This window comes from Salipaludibacillus neizhouensis (assembly GCF_002886185.1).
GTDB classification, from domain to species: Bacteria; Bacillota; Bacilli; order Bacillales; family Salisediminibacteriaceae; genus Salipaludibacillus; species Salipaludibacillus neizhouensis.
The window spans coordinates 407,187-426,425 of the sequence record NZ_KZ614147.1 but is presented as its reverse complement, the minus strand read 5'-3'; the positions used below and the strand labels follow the sequence as shown (position 1 = coordinate 426,425).

Genomic DNA, 19,239 nt, shown 5'->3' with positions numbered 1-19,239 from the left:
GCCCGCATGACGGCCTTTTATTAAATCTCATTCTTTATTTCCCTAAACAAAACTGTGCAAATAATTGATCTATCAAGCTCTCCTGAGCACTATCTCCAATGACCTCACCGAGTAGTTCCCATGCTCTTGTAATATCGATTTGAATCATATCTACGGGCATATCAGCGTCAACTGCTCCCAATGCCTCTTCCACCGATTGTTTAGCCTGATGCAATAAAGCTATGTGACGTGAATTAGACACGTATGACATATCTCCGGTATCCAAATCGCCTTCAAAGAAAAGATCGCGTATCGCTTCTTCTAACTCATCCACACCTTCATCCCGCACAAGAGATGTAGCGAGAACTGGACGATTACCCGCTAGTTTTCTCACATACTCAATATCAATGCGATCCTCAAGGTCAGCCTTATTAACAATGATTATGCTGTCGTTTTCCTCGGTTAGCTTCAAAAGTTCTAAATCAGAGTCCGTTAAAGGTTCATTTTGATTCAAAACAAGTAACACGAGCTCTGCTTCGTTTAGTACCTTTCTTGAACGCTCCACGCCTAATTTTTCTACAATGTCTTCCGTATCTCTTATTCCGGCTGTATCCAATAAACGTAAAGGAACACCCCTTACGTTGACGTATTCTTCAATGACGTCTCTCGTTGTTCCAGCTATCTCGGTTACAATTGCTTTGTTTTCATGAACAAGACTATTTAATAAGGATGATTTTCCAACATTCGGACGACCAACAATAACTGTGGATAGACCTTCACGTAAGATTTTACCTTGATGAGCTGTCTGCAAAAGACGTTCGATCTCCTTTTGGACAAATGTGCCCTTCTCTTGAAGAATAGTAACTGTCATTTCTTCGGCATCATATTCAGGATAATCAATGTTCACTTCTACGTTTGCAACTGTTTCTAATAATTCCTGTCGTAGTTTTTGAATTCGTTGGGACAGTTTTCCTTCCACTTGATTCATCGCTACATTCATTGCACGGTCTGTCTTAGCTCGGATCAAATCCATGACACCCTCAGCTTGAGAGAGGTCAATACGTCCATTTAAAAATGCACGCTTTGTAAATTCACCGGGCTCTGCAAGTCTTGTCCCTTGATTAAGCACGAGATGCAATACTCGATTGACTGAAACGAGACCTCCATGACAGTTAATCTCAATCATGTTTTCCTTGGTATACGTTTTTGGCGCACGCAAAACAGAAACCATCACTTCTTCGATCGTTTCACCACTTTGAGGATCGTATATATGGCCGTAATTGATAGTATGACTATCAAGAACTGTTAACGGGAATTTCCCCTTATATATTTTATCTGCTACCGCAATGGCATCTTCTCCACTAACTCGAACGATTCCAATTGCACCTTCGCCCATTGGTGTGGAGATGGCCGCTATTGTATCAATATTCAATTCGCCCACCTCCTCCTTTCTTCTTCGTTACTCTATATAAAATGGTTATAAATGTTAAAATTAGAATTGAAACCAATTTATGATTCCAACTATCTAGAATATCATAAATTATCGTAATAAGATAGTTCTTTAGCTTGGGTCTTTAGTATTTATCAAAAACATCCGTTAAAATGTTTTCCACATTTCCCTTTATGTCACTGATAATGAGTTATCCACATGTGGATACATCAAAATCGTGACAGTATCCACAATAATATCATGAAGACAGTCAGATTCAAAATACTAATGGTATAAACCTGGTTTTTATTAATTATTTTTTCTTTCTCAAAAGCTATTAAATCAATGTAAATAGATTGATTTTATCTCTATTATTTGGCAATGAAAAATTTTAAAATACATTTTAGCTAAAAAATTTTGAATTTGATTGTTCTATTTAATGGATTTCTCGAGATAGCTGAGTCGATGACGCCTGCGCGATTAACAAATAGTTGAAGACTTTGCAGTGCTGAGCGTTTCTTCATGCGTAACTTTATATTGTCATTATATCGACGAAGGCTTCTTTAGAGCATTTGCTGGGAGAGGTAGAGTCGCACGTTCTTTTTCCCGCGGTGAACTGAACAACCCTCGCGGAAATCAGCCGCCTAGAGCGATTCAAGCACCTCTGAACGATCTAAACAACATTCTGAGTTTACAGAACCGTCATTTGATAGAAAATCAGGCTGCAGAGAATAAGAAAAAGCATAGCGTCTTTATAAGACTTTTATTCTTATTTGGTGAACTTAGTGCTCTGTTATTATCGAAGGTTTTTTGACAGAATTCCCGATCGCTTTCCGTGGATGTAACTAAAGACATCCCATAGTTACACTTATAGGAGAAGTGAGTTCCTAGTGTCATTAAAAACGGGAGATAGCTCTACTCAACCGGACACTAGGCACCTGAGTGTCCTCTAAAATCTGATACTATAAAAAAAGAGGCTGTGCTAAAAAGTCATTTGACCCTTTTGGCATAGCCTCTTAACAAACTATTTAATTCGATTTTTCTAGGTGACTGATCATTTTGATTTAGGTACAACAACAATACGCCTATGAGGTTCCGTACCATCTGAATAAGTAGCAACCTCTTTTACATTTTGTAAGGCTGTATGAATGATTTTCCGTTCATGAGAATTCATTGGCTCGAGTCGAACTTCACGTTTTGTTCTAATTGCTTTGCTGCTTAACCGCTGCGCCAACGTTTCTAATGCTTCTTTTCTACGTTCACGATAGCCTTCAGCATCCAAATAGATTCGAAGATAGCTTTCGGACTGTTTATTTGCAACGAGATTGACTAAATACTGGAGAGAGTCAAGAGTTTGTCCTCTTTTTCCAATGATAACGCCTATGTCGGAACCTAGAATATTTAAATAAGTTCCTTCTTTTTTCGTCTCTTCTTCAATGGTTGCTGAAACCCCCATTTTATCAATGGTATCTCGTAAAAATAAGACGGCTTCTTTCACAGGATCAATATTAACCGTTACTTCTACGATTGCAGGTTTGCTGCCAAATCCAAATATCCCTTTTTGGCCTTCTTCTATAACGTGAATCGTTACACTTTCTCTTTCTGTGTCAAGCTTTTGTAAACCCGTTGCCACTGCTTCATCTACAGTTTTACCTGATACAGTCACTTTTTTCACTTATTTTTCGCTCCTCCTGTTTTGGCGTCATTTACCTTCCCAACATTAGGACCAGTGATAAAATATGTCTGAGCAATCATGAACAAGTTACCTATAACCCAATATAACGCTAATGCAGATGGGAAAAACGCTGCAAATGCAATAATCATAATTGGCATGATGTACATCAAAGCCCGCATTTGAGGATTATCTTGGACCATCATCATTTTTTGCTGAATAAACGTTGTTGCGCCTGCAACTAATGGCAGAATAAAGTACGGATCTGCACTTCCTAATTCAAACCATAAGAAATTTTGGGGGGTCCCTACGTAACTTGGATCCACTTCTGGATTGATTGCAGGAGTTCGAATAATCGCATGGTAAAATGCAATCAATATCGGCATTTGAATTAAAATTGGAAAACAACCAGCTAATGGATTTACTTTATGTTCTTGGAACAGTCCCATCATCTCTTGCTGAAGTTTCTGTTGTGTTTGCTTATCCTTCGCACTATGTTTCTCTCGAAGTTCTTTCATCTGCGGTTGCAAAGCTTGCATTGCTTTTGTACTCTTTGTTTGTTTGATCATTAAAGGCAAAATCAATATGCGCAGTAAAAGAGTCGTGATGATAATCGCTAAGCCATAACTGTTTCCTAAAGCCTCTGCGATATTTTCCATTAACCAGGACAATGGGTATACAAAGTAGGAATCCCATATCCCTTCATTTTCCGCTTTAATCGGTACATCAATGTTAAAACATCCAGTCATAAAGACCATTAAACCGACTAATAGTGAAACTAAACCTAATTTCTTTGCCACTCTAGGTCCTCCTATCTCTTCCCTAACTATTAATTTATAGAGGATGTTCAATAAAACCACTTTATCCTTGCGAAGAAAAGCCAATCTCAAAACGTAAACTTCTACACTATGGGATTATTTACTGTCAACGCCCTGATTAATTAGCTTTTTGAACACACACTTATATTACGTCATTTAAAGAAATAACATATACTCCACGCCAATGCCCCCTGCGAAAGAGATTATCATTAAATGACCGAAATAACTTGGATGATGATTATCATTCACTCTTTTTTTCAGGAACTGTATCAATTCCTCCAGGATGAAAAGGCTGACATTTCAAAAGTCGTTTGACTGTTAACCAACCACCTATTACTATTCCAAAACGCTCTATCGCCTCGATCCCATAATGGGAACATGTAGGATAAAAACGGCATGACGGCGGGGTAAAACGTGAAATGTATTTTTGATAAAACCTGATAATCACGATAAATACTCTTTTCACCTTATCTCACCTCTTGACCTCTCAATTGAATGGGGCTTCTGAAGCTTGGCTACTTTTAACACGTGGTTCAATGATTTCTTTATTTCATGGTAATCCATATCAGCTACTGGTTTTCTGGCAATGATAATGACATCACGATCTTGGTGGCATTTATCTGTCAATTCCCGAAGTACTTCCTTCATTAACCGTCTTATTCTGTTTCTCATCACAGCATTCCCAATCTTTTTACTTATAGACAGACCAAAACGAATCGTTGTTTGATCAACTTTTTTTACTTGGTAAACGACAAATTGACGGTTGGCAACAGAATACCCCCGTTGAAAAACGTGCTGAAAGTCTTCGTTTTTTTTCAATCGGTACTCTTTCTTCATTCCTGCACCTCATCTATCCATTCAAACAAATGCTATCTAATCTAAGTTCGTCTGTCCCATTCTACATTATAAAGAATAATAGACTGATTAGCCATTGCTTTCTAAGATTTTATGTAATAAGAAAAAGAAAAACCGCATCGCGGTCAATAATCTTAGTTAATTGAAGAAAAACCAGATCATTACTCTTCATATGAATGATGAAGAAACGATCTGGTTCATCTTGGAATCCGGTCAACATAGTAAATACTACAAAAAAGTCCTCTTATTTCGAGAAAAAAGACCACTGATCACACAGTGGTCATTTACGCTGATAGCACTTTTCTACCTTTACGACGACGATTAGCTAGTATATGACGACCATTTTTTGTAGCCATGCGAGCACGAAAACCGTGATTCTTTTTACGCTTTCTATTATTTGGATTAAATGTTGGTTTGCCCATCTATTCCACCTCCTGAGGTTTCTAATTAATTAATTATGATTAACATATCATCATCTTCTGCATCGCTTATCGTTCCACATACGATGAGATTGACAGTCCTGTAAATTATATGAGAGTCAGAGGTTAATGTCAAGTACCCTTTTAATATTTCCTTCCTCTGGGTCCCTCCGCTAAAAAATGTTTTAATTAAAAAATATATCTGTGGACAACTTTCAACAAAATATTTCATCTTTCCACAGCAGTTTACACAGGCTTTACACAAAATATTGTGCTGTGGACAACTTTTAGACACAACCCCTTGAGTAGTGTGGATAACTCCTAGTATTCCTTGTGCCCCTTCTCTTAGTCTGATATCATATTCTTGTTTTTTCAAGTGGAAAACCTGTGGTAGAATATAAACTATCCACAGATGTTAACAACTTTGTGGATAGTTGTCCGAGTGTCTTTATATTGTTATCCACATCTTTGTTAATTACGTGGACATATATTATCTCTTCCTATATACTAGTTTTTCCACAAGTAATTCAGCAAATGAGTATAACTTTATATTTATACATTGCTATTATACATTGGTTGTACAACCTGCGAACTTATTTTTAAATTCGCATTTCTGTTATGTAACAAACCGCAAGGGAGGGATAAGAAAATTGGAAAATCTTGAAGACTTATGGGAACAAGCCCTATCTAAAATCTCAGAAAAAGTTAGTAAACCGAGCTTTGATACGTGGTTTAAGTTCACAAAAGCAGATTCTATTGATCAAAGCTCTAACACAATCACTGTGATTGCACCTAATGAGTTTGCAAGAGACTGGCTGGAAAATCGTTATTTCGGAATTATTACAGAAACTTTAAATGAATTAACCGGTGCTGAGCTTGAAACGAAATTTATTTTACCTAAAGAAGATAAGAATAATGATTTAGACCTTTTTGACAAGGTTAAACAATCACCTGAACCTCCTGCTCAAAACCAGGAAGAGATTATACCGAAACATATTCTTAATCCAAAATATACATTCGATACGTTCGTTATAGGCAGTGGTAACCGATTTGCACATGCAGCATCCTTAGCTGTCGCTGAAGCCCCTGCTAAGGCGTATAATCCTCTTTTTATCTATGGAGGAGTCGGATTAGGGAAAACTCACTTAATGCATGCGATCGGACACTATGTCATGGATCATAATCCAAATGCTAAAGTCGTCTATTTGTCCTCTGAGAAATTTACAAATGAATTTATTAATTCCATACGAGACAATAAAGCCGTTAATTTTCGTAATAAATATCGAAATGTAGACGTGCTGCTCATAGATGATATTCAGTTTTTAGCTGGAAAAGAACAGACACAAGAAGAATTTTTCCATACATTTAATTCGTTACATGAGGAAAGAAAACAAATTGTAATATCCAGTGATCGTCCTCCTAAAGAAATTCCTACATTGGAGGATCGACTGCGTTCCAGGTTTGAATGGGGACTGATTACCGATATTACTCCGCCGGATCTGGAAACAAGAATTGCTATTTTACGTAAAAAAGCAAAAGCTGAGAATTTGGATATTCCTAATGAAGTGATGTTGTACATTGCAAATCAAATTGACACAAATATTCGTGAGCTTGAAGGTGCACTCATCCGTGTTGTTGCGTATTCATCGTTGATAAATCAAGATATGAACGCTGATTTGGCTGCTGTTGCACTAAAAGATATTATTCCTAATTCAAAACCAAAAACGATTACCATTGCAGATGTACAAAAAACGGTAGCTGCGACTTTTCAGGTAAGAGTGGAAGACATGAAAGCAAAGAAAAGAACGAAAACTGTCGCTTATCCTCGCCAAATAGCGATGTATTTGTCACGGGAGATGACGGACCATTCATTGCCGAAAATTGGGGTTGAATTCGGGGGAAGAGATCATACTACAGTCATCCATGCCCACGACAAAATTGCCAGGTTGTTTGCTACTGATCAGGATCTGCAAAAACAAATACAAGAAATCAAAGAGCAATTGAAATCGTAGACCTGTGAAAACTGTGTATAACTCTTTGAATGTTATGCACAGTTTGTCCACAGGTGGATAACCTGTCCTGTATAGCTTATTTCTAAGTTATCCACATGTTAACAGTCCCTACTACGATTACTTCTAGAAATAACTATTAAAAAGAATGATATAAAGGCTTATTAAACTAGAATTCAAAACACAGCTAGTGATAAAGAAAGTGAGGAAGTAAAAAATGAAATTTACCATTCAACGTGATCAATTTGTGCAAGGAGTACAACATGTATCAAAAGCTATCTCATCAAGGACAACTATTCCTATTTTGACGGGAATTAAAATTGAGGCTAGTTCAGAGGGGGTAACTCTTACTGGCAGTGACTCTGATATTTCCATAGAAGCATTTATACCGAAAGAAGATGGAGATACAGAACTTGTTGATGTTGAAAAAGAAGGAGCTATTGTCTTACAAGCTCGCTTTTTTGGAGATATTATTAAAAAACTTCCTGAAAGCCATGTTGAAGTTACAGTATCAGATCAATTTGTTACTCAGTTAAAGTCAGGATCTTCCGTATTTAATCTAAATGGTCTGAATCCAGAAGAATATCCTCGATTACCGGAAATAGAAGAAGAAAATGTCTTTAAATTACCTAAAGATTTATTAAAAAGTATTATTCGCCAAACAGGATTTGCTGTATCCACAGTGGAAACACGACCAATCCTTACGGGTGTTCATTGGTCCATTGAAGATAATCAACTTACTTGTACATCCACAGATAGTCACCGTCTGGCAATGCGACATGCTAAGGTTGAAGCAAATACCTCAGATTTATCTTTTACAAATGTTGTTATTCCAGGCAAAAGTTTGAGTGAATTGAATAAAATTCTCGATGATAAAGAGGAATGGATTGAAATTATCGTGACGGATAATCAAATTTTATTTAAAGCAGCAAATTTATTGTTTTTCTCGAGGCTTCTTGATGGGAATTATCCAGCTACGAAAAATATGATTCCTACACACTCAAAAACTAGTGTGAAGTTGAACGCGAAAAAATTGCAAGACGCTATTGAACGTGCGCTTCTTTTATCAAGAGAAGGTAAAAATAATGTTGTAAACGTGAAAACTATTGAGGATAATCAAATAGAAATCACATCGGTCACTCCGGAAGTTGGTAAAGTAACAGAAGATGTTGAAAGCCTTGAGTATACTGGAGAAGAATTACGAATTTCTTTTAACGGAAAAAATGTGATTGATGCGTTGAAGGTTATTGATTCGACTGAAATAGTCATAAACTTTACAGGTGCTATGAGCCCATTTGTGATGAAGCCTGTAGAATCAGATCATATGCTGCACCTTTTCTCTCCAGTAAGAACGTATTAAAACGTTTTACTGACGTACTATAATCACCCATTCCTAGGATTCAGAGAGGAATGGGTGATTTCTCTATGTTGTAAAAAAAATCAGATTGGCGTAAATAGAAAACTTTTAGTACAATATAAAGTGAGATAAAATCTGTGCGTGATAAAATAGTGAGAAAAAGAAAGTGAGTGACCAAATTTTGAGAGAAACGATTATGATCAAAGAGGAATACATGACTCTCGGACAGGCATTAAAAGAAGCTGCCGTAATTGAATCCGGTGGAGCTGCAAAGTTCTTTTTAGCAGAAGTACCCGTTTGGGTAAATGAAAAAGAAGAAAATCGCAGAGGTCGAAAACTCTACCCTGGTGATCAGGTGACAATAGAAAATATTGGTACGGTATTGATTGCCAGAGATGAAACATAAAGAGGGATTTCGTTGTACATTGATCAACTAACACTTAAAGATTACCGGAACTACGGGGAACTAACACTATCTTTTGAAAATCAAGTAAACTTAATTCTTGGTGAAAATGCCCAAGGAAAAACGAACTTGATGGAAGCTATTTATGTGCTCGCCATGGCGAGATCACACCGTACATCAAAGGATAAAGAGCTCATTCGCTGGGATCAGTCGTTTTCTAAAGTTGAAGGTCATCTCACGAATCGTCATGGACCACTTCACATGGAAGTGGTGTTTTCTCAAAAAGGAAAAAAAGTAAAGATCAATCGGATTGAAAAAAAAAGATTAAGTGACTACATTGGTTCTTGTACCATCGTAATGTTTGCACCTGAAGACTTGACGTTAGTAAAGGGCAGTCCTCAAATACGTCGCCGTTTCCTTGATATGGAAATGGGTCAAATATATTCTATTTATCTTTATTATCTTTCTCAATACCATAAAATTTTGAAGCAGCGCAATCAGTGGCTAAAGGATGTACAACAAAAAAAGGTTAAAGCTAATAGTGACTTTCTTGAAGTCATGACCGATCAGCTGATTCAAGCTGCAGCTCAAGTCATTACAAAGCGCTATTCTTTTATTGAAAAACTTCAAGCTTGGGCTCAGCCTATTCACCATGAAATTAGTCGTGGTAAAGAAAGGTTGGAAATCAAGTATGTTCCCTCCTGTCGAGTATCAGAAGAGATGGACTTGTCGACAATGGTAGTAGTATTGAAAGAGGAATTTAAACGAGTAGAAGAAAGAGAGATACAAAGAGGAACGACACTAATTGGTCCGCATCGTGATGATCTGGCTTTTATAGTAAATGATCGTGATATTCAAACATTCGGATCTCAAGGACAACAAAGAACAACAGCACTATCTCTGAAACTCGCGGAAATTGAATTAATTTATGAGAAAACAGGCGAATATCCAATTCTTTTACTTGATGATGTTCTATCTGAGTTGGATGATTTTCGACAGACCCACTTATTAAATACGATCCAAGGGAAAGTGCAAACTTTCGTGACAACTACAAGTGTGGATGGTATTGACCATAGAATTTTGGATGATGCGGAAACTTTTTACGTAGAGGAAGGATCGATTCAGCGAAAAGAATGAGGTGGGAAACATGTTTATACATTTAGGCGGAGATATGGTCTTGAAAGCAGATGTGATTATAGCGATTATAGATCATCATAGTCATGATTTATCAAAAGAAAATCAACGATTTTTGCAAGATCATATAAAACGTAAAAAAACGATTAAAGTAACGGAGGATATTCCAAAATCAATCATTGTTACGAAAGATGATATCTACTTATCCCCTATATCCTCTCTTACATTGAAACGTAGGGCCGAGACGGCTGCAGTGATTCCAGAAGAAGAATAAATAAACGACTATAGATTACTTAGTAGCTCTACTACTAGGAGAAGTGTAGGTGAAGAACAGTGAGCATAGAACAACATTCCTATGATGAAAGTCAAATTCAAGTTTTAGAAGGTTTAGAAGCCGTTCGTAAAAGACCGGGTATGTATATTGGTTCAACAAGTGCACGTGGTTTACATCACCTTGTTTGGGAAATCGTTGACAACAGTATTGACGAAGCAATGGGAGGACACTGTGATAGGATTCACGTTGCTATTGAAGAGGACAATTCGATAACGGTAGAAGATAATGGTCGAGGAATTCCGGTCGGTATTCATGAAAAAATGGGCCGTCCAGCAGTAGAAGTTATCATGACTGTTCTTCACGCAGGAGGAAAATTTGGCGGTGGAGGTTACAAGGTTTCTGGTGGTCTTCACGGAGTGGGTGCTTCTGTTGTAAATGCACTTTCCACGCATTTGGAAGTGCAAGTTTTCCTAGACGGAAAGATCCATAAAATCGAGTTTTCACGTGGGATTCCTCAAGGGGACCTTCAAGTAATTGGTGAGACAGAAAAGAACGGTACATTCATTCGATTTAAACCAGACGAAGAAATATTTACGGAAACAACGGAATATGAGTACGATCTTCTTGCTAATCGCCTTCGAGAGCTAGCCTTTTTAAATCGTGGTCTTCGTATTTTCATTACTGACAAACGTGAAGGCGGCAAGTCGGCGGAATACTTTTATGAAGGTGGCATTCAATCGTTCGTCGAACACTTGAATCGAACAAAAGAACCTCTTCATGAGCCTCCTATTTTCATTGAAGGAGAGAAAGATGGAATTACAGCTGAAATTGCCATGCAATACAATGATGGTTTTTCCAGTAATCTATATTCATTTGCAAATAATATTAATACCCACGAAGGTGGAACTCATGAGTCTGGTTTCAAAACTGGCCTAACTCGTGCAATCAATGATTATGCACGTAAAAACGGCTTATTTAAAGATAATGATCCAAACTTAATCGGAGACGATGTACGTGAAGGATTAACAGCAATCATTTCTGTTAAAATTCCGGATCCTCAGTTCGAGGGTCAAACTAAAACAAAGCTGGGTAACAGTGAAGTCCGAACGATAACTGACTCTTTATTTACTGAACATATGAGTAAGTTTATGGGAGAGAACCCCTCTGTTGCGCGACAAATTGTCGAAAAAGGCTTGATGGCATCACGTGCCCGTGATGCTGCTAAAAAGGCAAGGGAACTTACAAGACGAAAATCGGCATTAGAAATCAGTGCTCTACCAGGCAAATTAGCTGATTGTTCGTCAAAGGATGCTTCTATTAGTGAGATTTATGTCGTAGAGGGTGATTCCGCCGGTGGTTCTGCAAAACAAGGTCGTGATCGTCACTTTCAAGCGATTTTACCATTACGCGGTAAAATTATTAATGTAGAAAAAGCACGTTTGGATAAGATTCTTGCAAACAATGAAATTCGCGCAATTATTACTGCATTGGGAACCGGAATTGGCGCTGAGTTTGACATCACAAAGGCAAGATATCATAAAATTATTATCATGACGGATGCGGATGTGGATGGCGCTCACATACGAACGCTATTGTTAACGTTTATTTATCGTTATATGCGCCCGTTAATTGAAGAAGGCTATATTTACATTGCTCAACCGCCGCTTTATAAGGTATCTCAAGGTAAAACAATAGAATATGCCTATAATCAAAAAGAAATGGAACGAATTTTCAAGGAATTACCAGCAACTCCGAAACCAACTTTACAGCGTTATAAAGGTTTAGGGGAGATGAATCCAACACAGCTTTGGGAAACAACGATGGATCCATCAATGAGAACTGTATTACAAGTGAGTATGAATGATGCCCTTGCCGCTGATGAAATATTTGAAACATTAATGGGTGATCGCGTGGAACCACGACGTGATTTTATACAAGAAAATGCTCATTATGTTAAAAACTTAGACGTTTAAGAAACTATAATTAATAGACGGCTATGTCGTTTCTCTAAACAGATAAGAAAGTATAATTTAAGAACTCTCTTGATGCCAAGCGCACCTGGGGAAGCCGCTCAATTCGAGTAGCACCTACACGCAATTCAAAGGTGCTACTCGAGATGGCGAAAGATCACAATAAAAGACGCTATGCGTTTTTCTTAACTAACGTGAAAGGTTCGGTACTGTATTAACAGTATGGAGTCCTATACATAAATGAATAATGAGTGTACGGGAAACAAACGTTTGGAAACTGGTGAACGGAGGTACAAGGAATGGCTGATCAAGAAGAATCTAGAGTCAAAGATATTAATATTAGTCAGGAAATGAAAACATCTTTCATGGATTATGCGATGAGTGTTATTGTAAGTCGTGCTCTTCCTGATGTTCGGGATGGATTGAAACCTGTTCACCGTCGTATTTTATTCGCGATGAATGAACTTGGTATTACTGCAGATAAATCTTATAAGAAATCAGCTCGTATCGTAGGAGAAGTTATTGGTAAGTATCACCCGCATGGTGACTCTGCTGTATATGAGACGATGGTTAGAATGGCACAGGACTTCAGTTATCGCTACATGCTTGTTAACGGACACGGAAACTTCGGTTCTGTCGATGGCGATGCAGCAGCAGCGATGCGTTACACAGAAGCGAAAATGTCTAAAATTTCTATGGAGCTTGTACGTGATATTAACAAAGATACAATTGATTATCAGGAAAACTATGACGGTTCTGAATCTGAACCGATTGTAATGCCTGCAAGGTTCCCGAACTTATTGATTAACGGAACATCGGGTATTGCTGTTGGTATGGCTACTAATATCCCGCCGCACCACTTGTCTGAAATCATAGATGGGGTTTTGGCATTAAGCAAAAATCCTGAAATAACAACGGCTGAATTAATGGAGCATATTCCTGGTCCAGATTTCCCAACTGCAGGTGAGATCGTTGGAATTTCAGGAATCCGCCGAGCATATGAAACGGGTAAAGGTTCGATCTTAATACGCTCTAAGGCTGAAATTGATGAAGTAAATGGCAAGCCGCGAATTATTGTTAGAGAGCTTCCTTACCAAGTGAATAAAGCCCGATTGATCGAGAAGATTGCGGAACTTGTACGTGATAAGAAGATTGACGGGATAACCGATCTTCGAGATGAATCAGACCGCACTGGAATGAGGATGGTCCTTGAGCTTCGCCGCGACGTGAATGCAAATGTTTTATTAAATAATTTGTATAAGCAAACAGCACTGCAGACGAGCTTTGGTATTAATATGCTTGCTTTAGTTAATGGTCGTCCAAAGGTAATGGGATTAAAAGAGGTGTTATTTCACTACTTAGAGCACCAAAAAGTTGTGATACGACGCCGCACAGAATTTGAGCTACGTAAGGCGGAAGCACGTGCACATATTCTTGAAGGCCTTCGTATTGCATTGGACCATCTCGATGAGGTTATAGCCCTCATTCGTGGTTCCCAAACAACCGAAATAGCCCGCAACAGCTTAATCGAAAAATTCGAACTTTCTCATGATCAAGCGCAAGCGATTTTAGATATGCGTTTGCAGCGTTTAACTGGTTTAGAGCGAGATAAAATCGAAGCCGAGTACTCGGAACTTAGAGCGAAGATTGCTGAGTTAAAAGCAATTTTGGCAGATGAAGAAAAGGTATTAGAAATTATTCGCGAAGAGTTAACGGAAATTCGCGATAAATACGGTGATGATCGTCGAACTATTATTACGTTCGGTGAAGATAGCTTAGAGGATGAAGATTTAATCCCACGCCAAAATGTGGTTATTACGTTATCACATCACGGATATATTAAACGACTACCAGTCTCCACGTATCGTAGTCAAAAACGCGGTGGACGTGGTGTTCAAGGAATGGGAACTCATGATGAAGATTTTGTACGACACTTGTTCGTGACAAATTCTCATGATACGTTACTGTTCTTTACAAATAAAGGGAAAGTGTATCGACTAAAAGGATACGAAGTACCTGAACAGAAACGTACGTCTAAAGGGATTCCAATCATTAACCTGCTGCAAATAGAAAAGGGCGAGTACATTAGTACAGTCATTCCTATTTCAGAGTTTACGGAAAACCAGTCATTATTCTTTATGACAAAATACGGTGTTTCAAAGCGTACTGAATTAAAGGCTTTCGCAAACATTCGCCGAGGTGGACTATTTGCCATTAAACTTCGAGAAGAAGATGAATTACATGGGGTTCGCTTAACAGATGGTTCGAAAGAGATAATTGCAGGTACGCATCTTGGTATGTCGATACGTTTTAATGAAAATGATGTTCGATTAATGGGACGTACGGCAGCCGGTGTAAAAGGTATTAATTTATCTCAAGGTGATGAAGTGATTGGAATGGATACGATTGAAGAAAATCATGATATTCTAATCGTAACGGAAAATGGGTTCGGGAAACGAACACCAATTGAAGAGTATCGCCAGCAAACACGAGGCGGAAAAGGTATTAAAACACTTAACGTCACCGAAAAAAATGGGAAACTTGTCTCGCTTAAAGTTGTATCTCCAGAGCACGATTTAATGGTTATTACGACTAATGGGGTTATCATCCGCATGCACGTAGCCGAGATTTCTCAAACAGGACGAAGCACACAAGGTGTGAGACTCATTCGAGTAGGTGACGAAGAGTTCGTATCAACCGTTGCCCGTGTAAATATTGATGATGTCGAAGAGGATGAAGAAGTTGATCCAGAAGCGCAAACAGAAGCGATAGTTACTGAATCTAATTCTGATATCGAACAAACATCCGATACCGAGACTTCTGATGAAGTCAGCGACAAAGAAACGGAAATAGAAAAACAAGAAGAAACAGATGAAAGCCAAGACACCGACGATAATGATGATTCCGAGAGTTGAAGCTCTGATTAGTAAAACTAATTTTTAAAAAAGATGCCACAAAAGCCCAGTGCTTTTGTGGCGTTTATATTTTAGATTCAAGTATACATAAATTTACATTCGACAAAAAATGTTAGAAACTTTCTATATAGGGAAGTGGCTATATATACACTTTTGTGAAAGGAGAATTGAGATGGAACCTAATAAAACCGGTTTAAAAACATTTTCGGAAACATTAAAAACACCAGTTTTCTTAATTTCGATAATTATTGCAATTATATTTGTTGCGGCTGGAATTATTTTACCTGATTTTAATCAGTATATCGACGCTACCTTCAATTGGGTAGTAACAAACCTTGGGTGGACATTTATTTTAGGAGGGAGCTCATTTTTATTTATTACTCTCTTTTTAATTATTAGTCCGCTCGGAGCGATTAAACTAGGTGAGGATCATGAAGAACCAGAGTATTCGACACCCGCTTGGTTTTCCATGCTTTTTAGTGCAGGTATGGGAATTGGACTGTTATTCTGGGGAGTATCAGAGCCAGTTTTTCATTATAATACACCAGCTTATGGTGAAGGTGGAACTGCACAGGCTGTTCATATGGCTCTACAGTATTCATTCTTCCATTGGGGACTTCATCCTTGGGCCATTTATGCTGTTGTAGCGTGTGCACTGGCTTATTTCTCCTATAGAAAAAACTTGCCGATGCTCTTGAGCTCTACATTAGAGCCAATTTTAGGACGAGATAAGATTAACGGAGGGTTAGGAAATACAGTAAATATTGTTGGAGTTCTAGCAACTTTATTCGGTATTTCTACTTCACTAGGTTTAGGAGTTATGCAAATTGGAGCAGGTATGGAAACATTATTTGGTATTCCAAATAACACAGCATTGTGGATGGGTATTATTGTCGTAGTAACGATTTTAGCGATCCTTTCAACGACTACTGGAATAGATAAAGGAATCAAGTGGCTCAGTCAGATAAACTTATCTGTCGCTGGTTTACTCTTATTGCTGGTCCTCATTCTTGGGCCAACTCTATTTATCCTCAATGCATTCACACATGCAACAGGTTCATATTTACAAAATATCTTACAAATGTCGTTTGGCATTGATGCTGCAGGAGAAGGAACAGAAGGTTGGTATGGCAGTTGGACAATCTTCTACTGGGCTTGGTGGATTTCATGGGCTCCATTCGTTGGTTCATTTATTGCACGTGTTTCTAGAGGGCGTACGATTCGAAGCTTCTCTATAGGAGTTTTACTCGTGCCAACAGCTGTTAGTATGGTATGGTTTAGTGTTTTTGGTGGAGCAGCCTTGTTTAGAGAACACTTTGGTATTGGAGGAATCAGTGAAGTAATTGGTGAAGACGAAGCGCTAGGTTTCTTTGTTGCCTTAGCGGACTTTCCCTTTTCAAGTTTGTTAGTAGCAATCGCAATGATTTCAGTTACTGTCTTTTTCATTACTTCCTCTGACTCGGGTACGTACGTTATTGGAATGCTTACATCACAAGGGAATCCAAACCCACCATTAGCACTGCGAATTACATGGGGGACGATAGAAGGAGCCTTTGCAGCCGTCTTACTTTATGCAGGTGGATTAGGTGCATTACAAACTGCTGCGGTAACCGGCGGATTTCCGTTTATGCTTATTATGTTTTTAATGGTCTATTGCTTGTTTAAAGCATTATTTAAAGAAATGAAAGAAGGTTCACTGCCGGTTGAGAGACAACGCGTGCAAGCCGCACTCGATGATATCCGCGCAGAGCAAAGAAAACATCTAGAGGCGAGAGACATGGTCAATTCAGGCGAGAAAGAAGACGATAAATAATATTGCATTCCAGAATAAATAGAGAATGGAGGGTGACTGAAAAGTCACTCTCTTTTTATATAAAAGATACTATTATATTCAGTGTAGGTACTAGAGCATCATCGCTTGTAACTGAGTGAAAATCAAAAGTTTTCTAAGGTATTATATAATGCGTGCCCTGCTTGTATTGATTGACTCCTGATGAAGTATCAATTAAACCTATCAAAATAAAAAGAAATTGTTTTTTTGATGATATTTCATAAATTTATAAAAAAAGTAATATTCCATCTTGACATTCAAATGATATTTCTTTCAAATAGAGAGAGGACATAGTATTTACTAGTTTAGGGGTTAGGTAAAATCTATTTATTATCAATAGCAAAAAACATACGAATAATTCTGTTACAATGAAAAAGTGAGTTTTTGAACATTGTTATTTTAGGGGAGCGGGAACGATGAATATAAAAATAAACTTTTTACTACCCGGCTGTATTTTAGCTCAAGATGTTTTTAAGCTATCCAATAGCCCTTTAATCAAGAAAAAAACAGTGATTACCCCTCATCATATTGAAATCCTAAAACTATTTCTTGTGAAGGACGTCCATGTAGAACCAAAACTTGTCAATGGAAAAACATTTATGCCAAAAGATATTATTAATGAAAAAAATAATGTTCAGAAACCTCTTGTTAAAAAGCGAGAGAATAAAACTTTTATAGATCTTTACTTGAAGGCTGTACAACAATATAAAAAGTTGTTTACAAATTGGCAGGGTGGAACGAAGGTCGAAGCTTTTTCGGTTAGAAAGATTTTCTTACCGCTATTCGAGACGGAACCATCTAAGGAAGAATTAATGCAATTGCATCATTACAGCACAAAGAATGATTATATATATTATCACTCAGTAGCTGTAAGTATCTTAAGTTATATGATAGGAAAACGAACTGGGCTTGAAAACGCAGAGGTAATTCAACTAGGATTAGCAGGTTTATTGTCTGATGCTGGCATGTCCAAACTATCATTTAATGTTTTCGACCAACAGAGTCAATTAACGTCGACACAATATGAGGAAGTAAAAAAGCATCCGATATTTGGTTACCGCATGCTTGAAGACGTACCTGGTTTTCGTAAAGAAGCACTTTTAGGAATTTTACAGCATCATGAAAGAGAAGATGGAACAGGATATCCAATACAAGTAAACTCAAAAAAACTTCATCTATATGCAAAAATAATCGCGATTGCAGATGTATATCATGCAATGACATCAGAAAGATATTATAGAAAGAAACAATCTCCTTATAAGGTTATTGCTTCTTTAAAGATTGATCAGTTTGGACGATTGGATCATAATCTTATTGAAACATTTACACATATGATGATTGATTTGTCGATAGGCAGTAAAGTCAGACTCAATAATAACCAGATAGGAGAAGTTATTTTCCAACAAGTTAAGTATCCTACTAGACCGATTATAAAGCTGGATGATGATTCTCATATTGATTTAACGAAACATGTAGATATTGTAATAGAAGAAGAATTAATATAATCAAAGAGTAATATGACACTGTGTTGTTGACATTTGCTTGCAAAGTTCGGGTACAATTGCAATATTGTTCAAAAAATAATAACCAACTTCTTTGTGTGATTAGAGCAGTGAAAGAATCATTTTTACTTTCTCAGTACTCCTTTTAGATACTTTTAAAAGTTGTGAAAGTATTGAAATGTTCCGACTACGAATAATTCCTTGCTTTCTTCAAAAAGTATATGTTATATTATTAAACGTTGCTGAAAAAACAACTTTGATTTTATAACTTTTAAACTTACACGTTATGAAAAATAGAGATGTTGACAACAACAGTATAATTTGATAATATAGTATGAGTCGCAACAGAAACAGCGATTCAACAACACTAATTAAAACATTGTGTTAATGACCTTTGAAAACTAAACAAAAAGCCAAGCAAAGTGGGATATTTTAAATATCCCGTCAAATGTAACAAATCGTTGAATGGTAACATTCGACAAACGCCAGACGAAAGTTTGGTTTTGATGTCTAGGACATCAAGCTTGATGATAAGTCATCATACTTTATCGGAGAGTTTGATCCTGGCTCAGGACGAACGCTGGCGGCGTGCCTAATACATGCAAGTCGAGCGCAGGAAACAAGCTGATCCCTTCGGGGTGACACTTGTGGAATGAGCGGCGGACGGGTCGT

General features: G+C 37.6%; 16 protein-coding genes. 9 read left to right on the top strand and 7 right to left on the bottom strand.

What is annotated here, in order from left to right:
- Positions 1-34: 34 nt before the first annotated feature.
- The 7 genes from mnmE to CEF18_RS26085 all read right to left on the bottom strand — a co-directional run bounded on the left by mnmE (position 35) and on the right by CEF18_RS26085 (position 5,548).
- Positions 35-1,411: a tRNA uridine-5-carboxymethylaminomethyl(34) synthesis GTPase MnmE gene (gene mnmE / locus CEF18_RS19010; RefSeq protein WP_110938091.1), complete on the bottom strand. Its 1,377-nt coding sequence runs from the start codon at positions 1,409-1,411 to the stop codon at positions 35-37.
- Between the two features lie 1,051 nt (positions 1,412-2,462).
- Complete coding sequence (gene jag / locus CEF18_RS19005; protein ID WP_110938090.1) at positions 2,463-3,083, bottom strand: RNA-binding cell elongation regulator Jag/EloR; 621 nt, start codon at positions 3,081-3,083, stop codon at positions 2,463-2,465.
- Positions 3,080-3,880 (bottom strand): YidC family membrane integrase SpoIIIJ, encoded by an 801-nt coding sequence (spoIIIJ, locus tag CEF18_RS19000; RefSeq protein ID WP_110938089.1) that lies wholly within the window; start codon positions 3,878-3,880, stop codon positions 3,080-3,082. Before spoIIIJ ends, jag begins: the two co-directional genes overlap by 4 nt.
- Before the next feature lie 259 nt (positions 3,881-4,139).
- Entirely contained in the window at positions 4,140-4,364 is a 225-nt protein-coding gene (gene yidD / locus CEF18_RS18995) for a membrane protein insertion efficiency factor YidD (protein WP_110938088.1), read from the bottom strand.
- Positions 4,361-4,735: a ribonuclease P protein component gene (rnpA, locus tag CEF18_RS18990; protein WP_110938087.1), complete on the bottom strand. Its 375-nt coding sequence runs from the start codon at positions 4,733-4,735 to the stop codon at positions 4,361-4,363. Before rnpA ends, yidD begins: the two co-directional genes overlap by 4 nt.
- Before the next feature lie 302 nt (positions 4,736-5,037).
- Positions 5,038-5,175 (bottom strand): 50S ribosomal protein L34, encoded by a 138-nt coding sequence (gene rpmH, locus CEF18_RS18985; protein WP_110938086.1) that lies wholly within the window; start codon positions 5,173-5,175, stop codon positions 5,038-5,040.
- Between the two features lie 25 nt (positions 5,176-5,200).
- Positions 5,201-5,548 carry a hypothetical protein gene (locus CEF18_RS26085; RefSeq protein ID WP_147422005.1) on the bottom strand — a complete coding sequence of 116 codons (348 nt, stop codon included), beginning with the start codon at positions 5,546-5,548 and terminating at the stop codon, positions 5,201-5,203.
- 274 nt (positions 5,549-5,822) lie between these two features.
- Here CEF18_RS26085 and dnaA point away from each other — a divergent pair, with 274 nt between their 5' ends.
- The 9 genes from dnaA to CEF18_RS18940 all read left to right on the top strand — a co-directional run bounded on the left by dnaA (position 5,823) and on the right by CEF18_RS18940 (position 18,570).
- The gene (gene dnaA / locus CEF18_RS18980) at positions 5,823-7,184 is read left to right on the top strand and encodes a chromosomal replication initiator protein DnaA (RefSeq protein ID WP_110938085.1); all 1,362 of its coding nucleotides are present in this window, start codon (positions 5,823-5,825) and stop codon (positions 7,182-7,184) included.
- A 214-nt stretch (positions 7,185-7,398) separates the two neighbouring features.
- Positions 7,399-8,541, top strand: coding sequence for a DNA polymerase III subunit beta (gene dnaN, locus CEF18_RS18975; RefSeq protein WP_110938084.1), 1,143 nt, complete (start codon positions 7,399-7,401; stop codon positions 8,539-8,541).
- A 178-nt stretch (positions 8,542-8,719) separates the two neighbouring features.
- Complete coding sequence (yaaA, locus tag CEF18_RS18970) at positions 8,720-8,944, top strand: S4 domain-containing protein YaaA (protein ID WP_310793584.1); 225 nt, start codon at positions 8,720-8,722, stop codon at positions 8,942-8,944.
- Positions 8,945-8,956: 12 nt separating this feature from the next.
- Complete coding sequence (gene recF / locus CEF18_RS18965) at positions 8,957-10,078, top strand: DNA replication/repair protein RecF (RefSeq protein ID WP_110938083.1); 1,122 nt, start codon at positions 8,957-8,959, stop codon at positions 10,076-10,078.
- Between the two features lie 10 nt (positions 10,079-10,088).
- The gene (gene remB / locus CEF18_RS18960; RefSeq protein WP_110938082.1) at positions 10,089-10,349 is read left to right on the top strand and encodes an extracellular matrix regulator RemB; all 261 of its coding nucleotides are present in this window, start codon (positions 10,089-10,091) and stop codon (positions 10,347-10,349) included.
- 59 nt (positions 10,350-10,408) lie between these two features.
- Positions 10,409-12,322, top strand: coding sequence for a DNA topoisomerase (ATP-hydrolyzing) subunit B (gene gyrB / locus CEF18_RS18955; protein ID WP_110938081.1), 1,914 nt, complete (start codon positions 10,409-10,411; stop codon positions 12,320-12,322).
- Positions 12,323-12,618: 296 nt separating this feature from the next.
- On the top strand, positions 12,619-15,234 hold the full coding sequence (gene gyrA, locus CEF18_RS18950; protein WP_110938080.1) for a DNA gyrase subunit A: 2,616 nt from the start codon (positions 12,619-12,621) through the stop codon (positions 15,232-15,234).
- Between the two features lie 172 nt (positions 15,235-15,406).
- The gene (locus CEF18_RS18945; protein ID WP_110938079.1) at positions 15,407-17,047 is read left to right on the top strand and encodes a BCCT family transporter; all 1,641 of its coding nucleotides are present in this window, start codon (positions 15,407-15,409) and stop codon (positions 17,045-17,047) included.
- Positions 17,048-17,481: 434 nt separating this feature from the next.
- Positions 17,482-18,570 carry an HD-GYP domain-containing protein gene (locus tag CEF18_RS18940; protein WP_110938078.1) on the top strand — a complete coding sequence of 363 codons (1,089 nt, stop codon included), beginning with the start codon at positions 17,482-17,484 and terminating at the stop codon, positions 18,568-18,570.
- Positions 18,571-19,239 lie beyond the last annotated feature (669 nt).